The 13,666-nt window shown below is 31.6% G+C and carries 13 protein-coding genes; all 13 read right to left on the minus strand.

Annotated elements, in window-relative coordinates; all coding sequences use genetic code 11:
* Nucleotides 1-2 precede the first annotated feature (2 nt).
* The gene (locus tag O5O44_RS12185) at nt 3-1,532 is read right to left on the minus strand and encodes a glycosyltransferase family 2 protein (protein ID WP_289194591.1); all 1,530 of its coding nucleotides are present in this window, start codon (nt 1,530-1,532) and stop codon (nt 3-5) included.
* On the minus strand, nt 1,529-2,677 hold the full coding sequence (locus tag O5O44_RS12190; protein ID WP_289194592.1) for a glycosyltransferase family 4 protein: 1,149 nt from the start codon (nt 2,675-2,677) through the stop codon (nt 1,529-1,531). Before O5O44_RS12190 ends, O5O44_RS12185 begins: the two co-directional genes overlap by 4 nt.
* A complete protein-coding gene (locus O5O44_RS12195; protein WP_289194593.1) occupies nt 2,674-4,068 on the minus strand; it encodes a UDP-glycosyltransferase in 1,395 nt (464 codons plus the stop codon). Before O5O44_RS12195 ends, O5O44_RS12190 begins: the two co-directional genes overlap by 4 nt.
* A gap of 11 nt (nt 4,069-4,079) precedes the next feature.
* Entirely contained in the window at nt 4,080-4,874 is a 795-nt protein-coding gene (locus O5O44_RS12200; protein ID WP_289194594.1) for a class I SAM-dependent methyltransferase, read from the minus strand.
* A gap of 14 nt (nt 4,875-4,888) precedes the next feature.
* Nucleotides 4,889-5,710 (minus strand): polysaccharide pyruvyl transferase family protein, encoded by an 822-nt coding sequence (locus tag O5O44_RS12205; protein WP_289194595.1) that lies wholly within the window; start codon nt 5,708-5,710, stop codon nt 4,889-4,891.
* A 1-nt stretch (nt 5,711) separates the two neighbouring features.
* On the minus strand, nt 5,712-6,587 hold the full coding sequence (locus O5O44_RS12210; RefSeq protein ID WP_289194596.1) for an N-acetylneuraminate synthase family protein: 876 nt from the start codon (nt 6,585-6,587) through the stop codon (nt 5,712-5,714).
* Nucleotides 6,588-6,603: 16 nt separating this feature from the next.
* Complete coding sequence (locus O5O44_RS12215) at nt 6,604-7,758, minus strand: acylneuraminate cytidylyltransferase (protein ID WP_289194597.1); 1,155 nt, start codon at nt 7,756-7,758, stop codon at nt 6,604-6,606.
* A 68-nt stretch (nt 7,759-7,826) separates the two neighbouring features.
* Entirely contained in the window at nt 7,827-8,975 is a 1,149-nt protein-coding gene (locus O5O44_RS12220; RefSeq protein WP_289194598.1) for a glycosyltransferase, read from the minus strand.
* A 7-nt stretch (nt 8,976-8,982) separates the two neighbouring features.
* On the minus strand, nt 8,983-10,050 hold the full coding sequence (locus O5O44_RS12225; protein WP_289194599.1) for a glycosyltransferase family 2 protein: 1,068 nt from the start codon (nt 10,048-10,050) through the stop codon (nt 8,983-8,985).
* Entirely contained in the window at nt 10,047-10,973 is a 927-nt protein-coding gene (locus O5O44_RS12230; protein ID WP_289194600.1) for a glycosyltransferase, read from the minus strand. Before O5O44_RS12230 ends, O5O44_RS12225 begins: the two co-directional genes overlap by 4 nt.
* Complete coding sequence (locus O5O44_RS12235; RefSeq protein ID WP_289194601.1) at nt 10,973-12,046, minus strand: glycosyltransferase WbsX family protein; 1,074 nt, start codon at nt 12,044-12,046, stop codon at nt 10,973-10,975. Before O5O44_RS12235 ends, O5O44_RS12230 begins: the two co-directional genes overlap by 1 nt.
* Complete coding sequence (locus tag O5O44_RS12240; protein WP_289194602.1) at nt 12,030-12,839, minus strand: glycosyltransferase family 2 protein; 810 nt, start codon at nt 12,837-12,839, stop codon at nt 12,030-12,032. Before O5O44_RS12240 ends, O5O44_RS12235 begins: the two co-directional genes overlap by 17 nt.
* A gap of 47 nt (nt 12,840-12,886) precedes the next feature.
* Nucleotides 12,887-13,666, minus strand: a complete 780-nt coding sequence (locus O5O44_RS12245) for a glycosyltransferase family 2 protein (protein ID WP_289194603.1) — start codon at nt 13,664-13,666, stop codon at nt 12,887-12,889.

Genomic DNA, 13,666 nt, shown 5'->3' on the forward strand with positions numbered 1-13,666 from the left:
AGTTACAAGTTATTATCTAATCGATTAGCCCAAGTTTTACTAACCAACCATTGCTTTTTAAATTTAGAGTAGTATTTAAATGGATTTTTGATGTCTTGTTGCCGGTAGTACTTCAGAAATAAAGTTGTTCTATATCCTAATAATTGTTGCCCTGTTGAATTTTGCATCCTATTTAGCATCACGGTTGGTGAAGGTTTTGGCAACAATTCATCAGTTTCCCAAGGATGCGTAAACTTAGTTCTAAACCCTCCAATCGGCGCTTTTAAATGAACAATTTCCGGTGAAGGCAAATAGATAATATCAACACCTTTATTGCGTAATTGCATTCCAAAATCTACATCTTCACCATAACCAAACTCATATTTCAAATCAAATTTAATGCCTTCATGTTCAGTTGATTTAACGACGCTACAACCAGAGCCAAAAGCTGTCCATTGCACTGTCTTATTTAAGCTTTTTATATCGTTTACACCTAAACAACTCAAGGTGGTAGCAGACAAACCTAATCTTTGCATCTTTTTTAAAACTGAATCCAAAAAATTCTCTTGAATTCGAATGTCATCATCGGCGAGAAAAGTATAATCAGATTTAACTTCTTCCAAAGCCAAATTTCTTGCATTACAAGCTCCTGTTTGATGTATAAATTTATGAATAATTTCAAAAGACCAAATCTCAGTTTTAATAAAATCTAAATTAGAAACACTATTTACATTTTTATTTTGCTCTACGATGATAACCAGCTTTGGTTTATGCGATTGCGCTTCTAAATCTTTTAGAAAATTATAAACGTGTTCCGATCTCCCGATGGTTGGTATAATAACATCAATAGTGCTTTTTGCTTTTGCTTCAATTTTCTCTAATGGTTCTAAATCGAAATTAAGAATTGGAGTTTTCCTTTTAACAAATAGGGTTCTTAAAAATGATACCAGAGGAAATTTTTTCTCATTCACTATAAAATTCAATAGCAATAGAAAGCCCCAAACGCCTTTGTAGTGCTGTTTTACAAATTTAAATAAATTATAGGTTGAAGCTCTTTTAGGTTTTATGTTACTATTACCTTCAATCAAACCTGGATCAGAATAACAAAACAAACCTTGAGACATCCCTAATTTTGCAATAGAATTTAAGCCAAAATCGAAAGTATCACTTTTATTCACAATTTTTTCAAACTGGGTGATTTGAGAAGTATGAATAACACCCACCAAACTACTAATTAACCAAGTAGGGTATTTAACGCTTGTATTAACTTTAATGAAAGGTGAGTCTTCAACATAGCCTATTTGCTCTGGAATATAGTTAGTCTTGCTATATGATAATAATGTGTTTTTTAATTTAAATGAAGATTTTATAGCTTCAAAATTGACGTTTGCTTCAACCGATTCATGACACCAAATTAGAAGTGAATTTTGAAAACGATTTGCTAAATAGAATAAAACATGTAGAGGCTTTTCAAATGGACTACTTAATAATTTGTTCGAATTACAATCGACAATCTTAATAACCTTCTCTTTTCTATGAACTAGCAGTATCATGTCTTCAGAATAGATTTATAATATTCTAGATTTATTTCAGTATTTTTTTCAATATCGAAAAGATTCTCCACTTTCAATCTGGCAGCTTTACCCATTTGCTCACACAAACTTTCATCGTTTAATAATTCTATAATTTTATTTGCATATTCATCAATTTCAGAAGGATGTACTAAAAATCCGTTTACACCATCATCTATAAGTTCTTGTGCCCAACCTATATTTGTATTTACAACAGGTTTATGCATTGCCATAGATTCTATAGTTACCATTCCGAATGTTTCCGCAAATGAAGGATAAGCACAAACATGTGCCTTTTTTATATGTTCTTTCACATCTTCATATGGAATTTTCCCTAAATAATTGACTTGCTTTTTTGCCTCATTTGTAAAAAGAGATTCCATGAGTTTATAAGTGGACTTACTTCCAGTTTTTATATCGTTTGAATCTCCTCCTATCAAAATTAATTGTGCATTTGGTTGCTTTTTTATGACTTGATTAAAAATTTCTGCCAATTCTAAAACGCCTTTTTTTCTTATAATCGTGCCAATGTACAAGATTGTATTTCTATTATATAAACTAGGGCTTTCATTATTAAATAACTCCAATTGAAGTCCATTATATATGGTTTTAATCTTGTGTTTATTTAAACCAAATATTTTTCTGGTTTCATTTCCAGCGAAAGATGTTGGAGCAATATAGGCGTTAGCTTTTTTCAATGCTTTTTTTTCGAGCACAAAATTTTTGAACTTTTGTTTTCTGCCTTCTAATTTACAGAAGTATGCGTCACTACCATGCAAGCGAATAACGAGTGGTACTTTAAGTTTCATGAATGCCGCTATTCCGGTCCAATCGGGTGCTTCTAGAATATCAATCCCTTTATATTGCACAACATTATTGATGTATAACTGTAAATGCATTCGATAGAAATACCATGTAAAAAACTTGAATGTTTCTTTTTTTATCAAATGAATTTCAACACCCTGATCCGTTATAATCTCTGAGACTTCCTGATGATAAACAAAAACGGTTACATCATTCCCTTGTTTTGCTAAAACAACGGCCAAGTTTTTTATGCTTGAAGCTATTCCAGCAGCATGTTTTACCGTTGGATGAGGATATTCAGATGTTATAAAGCCTATTCTCATTTTATAATGGAATCAATGGTATTCCAGATGTTTTTTGAAGCTTCAGTTGGTGTTTTCCCAACAACAATTTCGTACCATTTTTTACAAGTTGTCACATTAGATAATTTACCATCTAATATTTGCTTAACCAAACTTTCTAAATCATTTTTATCAGTGCAAAATACAGCCGCGTCAAGACTTGGCATACTTCTAAAATGCACATATTTATAATTCTGACCAATATCTCGAATGCCTTTTTTTAATTGTGGTTGCTCATAATTATAATAAATGCAAGGTTTGTTATGAGCCACAAAATCGAATACCGTTGACGAGCATACATTGGTTACAAATTCACTATGTTCGCAGACGTTGTAAAGCATTTTAAAATCTTCAGGTGTAGGTAATATTTGATTCCATTGGCTTCCCACTTGTTTCCAAATAGGATCTAACACCTTAATTATATCTTTATTAGCCTCAATAACCTTATCGTATCTTGGCGTGAAATCTACAGGGCATTTCCGGTAAATAATGCCTAAGTTTTCACCTTTACTATTTAACTTCCTCACTGCATTTGCTAAATCTTCTAAATAAAATTGATCTAACGGGGAAGTTGTTTCATCGTCTCCAGAATAACAGATATATTTTTTGTTAATATCTAATTCATACTGTGCAAAAAACGCTTCTCTGCTTTGCTTTAGCGATGTATCGTAATGTGGTTCAAACTGAGGTGTTCCGGTAACAAATACTTGATTTTCTTTTACAAAAGGATAGTATTGTAACACTTGTTGTTTCATTAAATCGCTCCAAACAAAATAATAATCGGTTTCTACAACTTGCATTGCCTTTGGAACATTGTCCCAAGAATACACAAATGCTACGGTTGGAATGCCTAAATCTTGAGCGGCCAATAAGGCACTTATAGATTGTGTTGCACGTTGCGTTGTACAAAACACCAAATCGGGTTTATGCTCTTGTAATTGTGCTCTACAATATTTATATTTTGAAGTTGATCGTTCTAATTTATTAATCTTTGCTCTTAATTTAATAACGCCTTTTTCAGATGAATACAAACCAATTAGCCACTGGGTATAAAGGCTTTTAATACTGTTTTTTAAGTCTTTGTAATTAAATGGAAACTTGTAAGTTGGATAAACCTTATCCCTAAATTTATCTCTTGAAACATTTAATTCAGCGCGTTTTCTTGCTCTTGAATAAATTGATAGTAACGGATGCGCACTATGGTCTTCTATCTTAACTTCATTGAATCCTAAATTGTCTTTTAGTGAAAAAATAGAATTGTTCCAATACGTGATATCAAACCCCATGTCTTCACCTATTTTTTTAAAATCTGTAAAGGCAAAATTTCTTAAACCAACACCATCTGGAAAAAAAACAAAAACTTTTTTCTTCATAATTTATTCAACTATTTCTTGGTAATCAAAACCTCGATTAATTCAGCCCGAATACCATAATCTATATTATCTATATGCTCAATTATTGTTTCTAGACCACTATGCTCTTTAATAAATTCTACAATATCAAACCCCCAATGCATAGTTACCGCCGAACCAATTGGATCGACCACATTACCGTGCCACTCGGGAGTATTTGTAAAAACAGGTTTTCCATCTTCCCCTTTAACAGCCCAAATTTCTGTTTTTTTATGTTTATTGATTAATGGAACAGTAAATATATGCGCACCTCCTTTTTTAAGAGTTCTTGCTATTTCTGAAAATGCTTTTTTAGGATTATAAACATGCTCCATAACATCTTGAGTAATAACCAAATCAAATGATTCATCTAGAAAAGTTAAATTTTCTAAGTCTTGATTTTGAAAATTATCAACCACCGTACCAAGTGGTTTATGCGGATAATATTGTGAAGCTATATACTTTTTTGCATTGTTCTTCAACTTTACACTTGCGCCTCTATTGCCCGGAGAAGATTCATGAATATCAAGATCTTTCCAATTGGGATAATATTTTTCAATAACCAACATTAATGCTCTTTCGCGTGGTATGGAATTACAATTATCACAAACAAAAAAATCCCTTAACCAATGGCTTTTAGATTTAAAAGTTACCTTGTTATCACAACAAGGACAATATCCTTTATGAGAAAAATAAAATCCATAAGGCAAAACACGCTCTAACAAACTATTTTTAATAGCTTTTTTTACACGCCATAATTTATTTTTTATGCTTTTTATAAATAACATTATTAGATTTTATTTTAAGGTATAAAAGGACAAACTTCCATTAAATTAGCACCTAATTTATCTATTATACCTGCTTCAGGAATTGATTTTTTATCCTTAAAAAGTGCTTCCAATTCATCAATACTCAGTTTAAAATTGGTAATGTCTGGTTTGTAAGTTGGTATTTCAACAGATTCAAAGTAATCTTGATATTTTATGTCATCGCCAAAAATATCTCCAGAAAATTTTTGCCATACGGCAGGAATTCCATAGGCATGAGCGACTATTAAACCGTGTAATGAGGAAGAAACTACTTTTTTACATTTTAAAAAATCATCAGTGGTTTTCTCAATATTGTTCGTCATTAAGTCAATCAACAACATTGAATCTTCGTTTTTATAAAAATCTTTCACTTTATTAAAGTCGCTATAATGTGGAATAATTCCTATGGCGTATTCTTTTTTAATTTTTGGATTGTAAAACTTAGGCAGCAATAATGCTGGATCACCATATACGTCTGGAACTTCGTAACCTTGTTTCAAGAGATGTTTTCTTGTTTGCGGACCTCTTACAGCTAAAAATTTAGCATTTTTTATAGGATAATCTTTTGAAACGATACCGCTACCCCAAACAATGCATTTTGAATTTACATTGGTTAAAATACTGCCAATAGTAACATAAATAGGGCTAAAAAAATCGTGTATTGAAAACTTTGAAGGCTTCGCCCAAATTACTTTTTTTTGAGAAATTTTTTCAACGAGATATTTTCCTAAAAGGTCGCCATAATTTTCTTTAGACTTCCCTTGAATCTTAATTTCATTCCACCAAAATAATCTAATCTTATCCGATGAAAACATGCTATACTTTTTGGTTTTTTAATTTATCGCGTTGTACCTGCTCAATGGGTAAAATATCCTGACTTTTAAATTTCAATGCCTTATAAACCGCATTAACATCTCGAGATAATTTGCGCAGTCCCATTGGCTCTAAAGAAGCAGCATGGTCTGTACCTTTCCAGGTTCTATCAATCGTGTAATGTCTTTCAATAATACTAGCACCTAAAGTGAAGGCAGCAACATCAACAGCAATTCCTAAATGATGACCTGAAAAACCTATATGTTTTACATCGTCTTTATACTTATCAATAAGTACATTAATATCTAACAAGCATACATCATCAAAAGGTACGGGATAACCCGAAGTGCAATTATAAAGCACCAAATCTTTATTTCTATTTTTTCTTTTGAAAAGATTGACCAAATCTTCAATTTCATTCTTGGTAGTCATACCAGTAGAAATGTGAAGTTCGCCTTTATAATTATCACATAACCATTCTAGCATGGGTATATTGTTGTTACAAGCTGATGGTATTTTGATAAATTCAGGATTAAGGGACGAGATTTCTTTTGCGGAAGTTAAATCCCATACCGAGGTTGAGTACGTAATTCCAATCTCATCACAATAGGCTTTCAATTCTTGGTGTTGATTAACATCAAACTCTAAATATTCTCTATGCGCACCATAAGTGTCTCCATAAGAATTTGCAGGGTTAGGGTGTGGTTGATTATACTGATCTTCAGTTAATAATTCTTTATTATTTCGCTTCTGAAATTTAACAGCATCAACATTACAGAATATTTTTGCAACTTTTATAAGTTCTTTGGCAATTTCCATATCGCCTTTATGGTTGCATCCAATTTCTGCGATGATATATGGTTTTTTATATGTATTCATAAGATTTAGGAGCTAATTAAAATCTTTTATTATAATTCATAACAAACTGACAGGCTTCGCGAATGGCACCATTCCCAGAGTTTTTAGAAAGTACCACATCGGCATGTGATTTTACAATATCGGTGGCGTTGTTTGGCGCTAAAGACCATCCTACACTGCAAATATTCGAGAGGTCGTTAACATCATCACCTACATAAGCCACATTGCTTAAAGACACATTCCCTTCTGAGATGATGTGCTTTAAAAGTGAAAATTTATCTTTCACACCAAGAAACACATGTTCTATTTTTAATTTTTCCATGCGTTTGGCAACTAACTCTGAATTTTCAGAAGTCATTATCATGACCTCAACATCAAACTGTCTTAAAATTTCAAGTCCCATGCCATCTCGCATGTCAAAGTTTTTAGTGTGTTCACCGTCCTTTGTATATGAAATAGTACCGTTTGTAAAAACGCCATCAACATCTAAAACAAGATGTGTTATTTGTTTCGATTCTTTTTCTCGTTTTTGTCTTTCAATTAAGAGGCTTTCAACAGCAATCCAATCCGATTCAGAATCAATTTCTAATAACGAATCTTCTGGCATTTGAACAACAGCAGTTTTAGCTCCTATTCTATTTTTATGTTTCTTTAAAGCTTCTTTTTTTACTGCATAAACCGCTCCGTTTTCAATTAACAAACCTTCAAAATCTTGACGTCTAGGTCTATTAAAAGGATTATAATTTAAGGGCTTTCCGTTTATATCCCATAAAAAGCGATGCGTATTTACAACGGTTAAAGCAGAATCAAAACCTTCTGTAAGTTTATCCAAACATGCATTAATATTTTCTTTTTTTGTAAAAGGAGATGTAGCTTGTAATAAACAAAAAACATCAAAATCATATTTAATAGATTCGCAATATTCTAGCATCGCCATTTCTGTGGATGCCGTATCACTGGAACTTGCTTCACTTCGCATTAATGCCTTAACTTTATTTGTCCAGTGATATTCTTTACTGATAAAATCAATGATTGATGCATCATTAGTATATACAATAATTTCATCTAAATTAGAAAAAATAGCTTCACCTAAAACCCATGTAAACAAAGGCCTTCCAACCATTTTTCGTTTGTTTTTATTAGAAATACCTTTTGAGCCTTTTCTAAGCGGGATAAAACCTATTTTTTTCATTTATAATGTATATTAATATATATCATGCTAAAATACAGTTTGTTTTTTAAACCATAAATTTAAAATCTTCAATTAATTATTGAATTATATTTTGCAATCACCTCTTTAGAAATCGTTGTCCTATCTAAACTAGGCATTATTGTTTTTTGATTATACTTACATACAGATTGAATTAATTCCATATTGTTTAACGCGTTATCAATCAAAGTTTCTATTTCGATACTATTATTACAATCTTCAATTAAAAATCCATTTTTACCATGTTCAATTAGTTCTGCCGTTGCTCCTCCAGGATTTGATTGTATTGGAAATGCGCCCATAATAATTGACTCCAACAACGTATTTGGCATACCATCAGAGTTACTATTTCCAATGTAAATCAAGGCTTGACCCATTAATTTAATAATCTCCATGTGTGGTAAAAATTCCGATTTTGGATAAACGGTTAAATCCAGCTTGCTGTTCAAATCACTTTTAATAATATAGTCTTCAACTTCATTATCGGCTCCAAAAACTAATACTGGATGGGTATTTAATTTGACTGAAATTGACTCTAATGCTTTAAGCACTGCAATTGCTCTACCCGAACGCCCTTGGTAACCTTTAACAAGAATGAGTTTTCTTTGATTTAAAGATGAAATATGCGCTTTATAATCGTCAATGGGATAGCCTCCTCCACCAGGATAAACACCTAAAACTTGACCATCAAATCCATATGCTTTAGCTAAATCGATATCACGTTTACAATCGGCGAACATATAATTAACTCGGGGTAAAACCTGTTTAATATCATTTAGATACTTAGGTTGATTTTGGAAATAAAACAAATCGCTTCCCCAGGATGAATACATCCATTTTATGTTTGGATACTTTTGCATTACTGGTAGAATAGGAACACAAGAAATATATAGCACAAAGCTATGCACGACATCTGGTTGTATTTCTAAAAGTGCTTTTTCAAAAGCTTTTTCTGTACTGTTTTCTATTAAAAAACTTAGTTTGTTATAAAGCCAAGGCCAACGTTTCTTTATAAATACTCGTGCCTTGTTGTTAATAAATTTAAATTTCCAACCAACTATTTGATTTACCCATGATAATTTCTTAGAAAAGCCGCCATCTCTTACATTAAACCAATGCACCTCGTGCCCTGACTCTTGTAATTGATTGGTCCACCTTTCAAAATGGATAGAATTTATAGAAACCATTAAAATTTTCATGGAACAACTACAATTTTATAATCAATGAAATATGCTGTGCTTTTCTATCATAACTATATTGATATGGCGAATTTCTACAATTCACAATCAACGTTTCTAAAAGCATGTTGTTAACAGATTGCAAATCTATAAAGGTTAAGGTCTTTTTATCTAAAACTTTTTTTGCAGCTTGTTTTAATGATTTATATTCCTGATGATTTTTAATAGTAACCGAAACAACCTGACCTTTTGTGTTCATCAGAACATTATTTACAAATCCTTTAAAGTCTGCTAATTCATTAGTTATCCTATATTCAACATCAATATTTTTAAGGTTCTTAGAGTTGTTAATGTTATGTATACCCCAATCAAAATTAGTATTCGCTTTTACTTTTTTACTGACTTCTGTATAATACAAATACTTTTGATTTATCTTTTCAAGATATGAGTGAAATGGCTCTTTACTAGTCTTACTTCTATAATTTTTAGGATGCCATTGGTGCAACATTAAAATTGTATCGCTATAATAAAGCACTCGTTTATTGGCGTTTTTTAGTCTTAAATGCACATCGGTATCTTCACTTCCCCAGCCATGATAAAACTCGTCGTACCCATTAATTGACGTTAATACTTCTGTGTTATATAAAGTCATTCCCGTGGCTTCTTCAGTAGACTCGAAATTTATCTTGTAATCATCAAAATTCTTATTATTCTGAGATTCCGTTTCACTTAAAAATCCAACTTGAAAATAAACTGCATCTGCCTTTTCGTTAATCTGATAAAGGTTTTCAATAAAGTCTGAATGATAAATCATATCGATATCACCAACAAAGAAATGAGATGTTTCACATGATTTTAACACTATATTTATTGCTCTAGACTTACACCATAATTGCATTGAAGTATCACAACATATTAATTCTATCTTAGGAAATTCTTCAATTAGATTCTTTAATGCATCTAAATTTTCAGTTTTAGAGCCATAGTCAACAACTACCAATTTAAATTGTTTATTCGATTGAGTATTTAGTGAAGTAAAACAGCGCTTTACTAATTTTAAATCTCGATTTCTATTTGTTAAAACAACCGTTATCATACTATCTTTTTATTGAAAGATTGTTTTAATGAATACAAATAATATTTGGTTAAGGATTGCACCTTGAAACTCTTTAACATAGTATTTAAAAAAACAATTATGCCTTTAAAATATTGCTTTTCTCGGTTATAACAAGCAATTAGTGCTTTTTTATGCTCAAGTATACTTTTTTGAACCACTTCCTTTTTATTTGAGAAACTAGAATCGCCCGCAATACACTTTACAATATTTAAATTGACCTTAGCCGTTACACTATGTTGTTTTCGAATACCTGCTGAAATGCCAATATCTGTTCTATAAACAGCAGTAACATCGCTTAAAAATCTTATGTTTCCTTTATTTTTAATTGTCCATAAATAAGTTGGCCAATCGCCATATGGAAACTTAGTTATCCATTCAGGAATTCTTTCGTTCTTTTGAAGATTCTTAAACATCACCGTTACGGAGGTAATCATATTTTCGAAAATTAAATCATCAAAAGTATAACTAGATTTAGTTCTTTCCTTTTCTATGATTTCCAGTTCTCCGTTGCTATAAAGCCGTTTGAAATTGGTTCCAACAATTACACAATCTGGATTCGACTCTAAAAAATCGACTTGCTTTTGCAGCTTTAAGTCATCAATCCAATAATCATCACCATCACAAATGGCAATATATTTACCATCGCAAGCTTTTAGAGTTCTTATATAATTATTAATTAATCCTATATTCTTATCTAAATCAGGTAATAATTTTACCTTTTCTGGATGACTATCGGCATAAGTTTCGCAAATATTTCTAGTGGTGTCTGTACTGCAATCCTCACCAATTACCAATTGAAAATTAAAGTTAGTTTTTTGCATTAAAATACTCTCTATAGCCTGAGCAATATATTGCTCTTGGTTATAAGTAAGCATAAAAATACTAACCGTGACTTTAGACATTATTTAAAAACTTCTTTCGTGACTTCCAAATAGCTTGTTCCCCATTTTTGACAAGGTTCTAGGTGATTTCCTTCTGCCCATTCATTCCAAGCGTTGATAAATACAAAATTTTCAGGCACCTTGTTCCAAGGGTATTTTTCTTTAATAAAACGCAACCAGTTTTCATATTTTTTAGGAGTTGAATCGTGTAACACAAAGGCCTTATCTTTTCTAGCTGAATTGTCCCACATAGGCGTAATCCCTGGATAAATAGGTGCCGTAAATCCTTCAGAATTTTGAAGTTTAGCATAAGATTCGTAATCATACACCGAAGATTGTTGATTCTCTTGTATTCCCATTTTCTCCAACACTTTTCGTTTTATTCTTTTTATTGTATGATTGCCAATAGGCTTCGGAACTTTGCCAAAGTTAGGTTGAAATTGGAATGCAAAATCAAATCCAGCAGTTAAAAACTCAAGCTTCGATTTTTGAGCATAACCTAAATACAACCCTGTTAAACCTGCCTTTTGAGCCTCATCTCGCCAGATTTCTATGGTTTTTTTAATATTTGGAAACAATTCAGGGCGATATACTATAAACACCGGTTTATCATCTACTTTTATGTATCGTGAATCTTTAAAATAATTGATAAGATGCTTGATGTGGTTTACGTCATCTTCAAAACCATAATCTTGCTTTAATAACACTTTATTCTCTGAAGCTTCCCAAGCTCTAGTCCAATCTTCGTTTGCCCAACACATCATGAATGGTAAATCTTCTTTTGGGTTTTTTAGTTTTCTATCTAATGGCTCAAATAGCATTTTCTTGCCGTTAAACCAGTAATGATAATAACAAAAACCATGAATACCATATGCCTTAGCCAATGCTTCTTGAGCTAATCTTGCTTCTTCTAAACGTAAATCATAAAACCCTAAATCTGCCGGTAAATGCGGCTGGTAATGCCCCTCAAACCTTGGTGTTGTTTTAGTTACATTGGTCCATTCGGTAAACCCTTTACCCCACCATGCATCGTTTTCTGGTATGGGATGAAACTGCGGAAGATGTATGGCTATTGGCTTAATTTTTTCTGACATATCTGTAACAATGAACGAGTTTAGAATAGATTCTAGACTTCATTTTTTTAAAAAAAGGCACTCTATTCTTCTCGTAAATTTCTTTATATTTTTCTTTTGTGCAATCGCATAAAACCTTGTTGTTTTCGGCTTTAAAAAACAATTGCAAGAGTTTTGCTGCTTGTAAAAACCCCTTTTTCATTAACTTAAAATCGCTACTCATAGAACGCTTATGAATGCGATATAATGCAAATTTATTTTTGTTGTTCTTAATAGATTTTGAATAATAAAATAATTGCACCCAAAACACCCAATCTTCATGGTTAGGCAGGCTTTCGTTAAAACTTAGGTTATTTTCTGTAATTAGTTTTCTATTAAATAATACTGAATGGCAAGGTATAGATTTTCTGTATTCCCAATCTAAAATAATTTCTTTTTTATAATTGTCTTCCGACAAAAACGGCGATAAATATCGATGTTTTGCTGGTTCATTAGTACCATCAATAAACGAGAAATAATCAGAAATACTAATATCACTCTCTTCTAAATCTTTTAATTGCGCTGTGAATTTATCAGGTTTTATCAAATCATCTGAGTCGAGAAGCTGAACAAACTCTCCATTTGCATGCTTTAACCCAAAATTTCTAGCACTACTTAATCCGCCATTTTCCTTAACTAAATAGATAAATCTTGAATCTAATTGGCTCCATCTTTTAGCGATATCTTCAGAATCATCTGTACTCCCATCATTTACAATAATACATTCCCAATTGGAATGTGTTTGATTCTTTACAGAAACTAATGTTTCTTCCAAATATTGGGCCTGATTATAGCATGGTATGATTACAGAAACCTTATCACTCAAAATTTTTCGGGCTTATTAAATATAAATTTTATTTGATGTACAAATCGCTTAATAATGTACCAAATATCTATAAAAAAGTTTTTTATCAATCTGATAATTGACATAACAAAACCTTTTAAAGCACTTGAAAATTTCACATCCTCGTGCCAAAGCTGATAATTACCAACCAGGTCGTTTTTAAACCTAAAATAGGTTTGTTCTTTTGTTCTATTTATTTGATAACAAAATATAGCTGGAACAAAATCAATATCATATCCAGCATTTAAAACACGTTTGGTCCATTCTTTATCTTCAAAAGTGGCCACATCTTCTCTAAATGGATGTTTTTCCCATACAGTTCTGCTAAATGCTGAACCTGAAAAAATTAATCCTGATTTATTTGGGTCCTCCGATGCCTGAATTTTGTTAATGTAATTTCTATAATCGTTAGGGTTATGCAAACACCTTAAACCTGCCAAATTCGAATTTTCATCAAATTTTTGTTTGATTAATTTAAAAAAATCATGACTCACAGGATATGAATGCGCACTAAAAATAACGACTATTGGAAACTGGGTTTGTTGCGCCGCAAAGTTTGCACTCCCACCATAACTAAACTCTTTAATAGTAACAAATTTGGCTTTGTATTTTTTTGTTATGGCTTCACTGTTATCTGAAGACAGATTATCAATTACTATAATTTCACCAATATCATCTAAATAGCGTTCAGTTAAATTTTTAAGCAAAAATGAAAGTGCTTCTTCTTGATTTTTATTTCTGATAACTACTGAAATCAT

Source organism: Algibacter luteus, from assembly GCF_030344935.1.
Taxonomy (GTDB): domain Bacteria; phylum Bacteroidota; class Bacteroidia; order Flavobacteriales; family Flavobacteriaceae; genus Arenitalea; species Arenitalea lutea.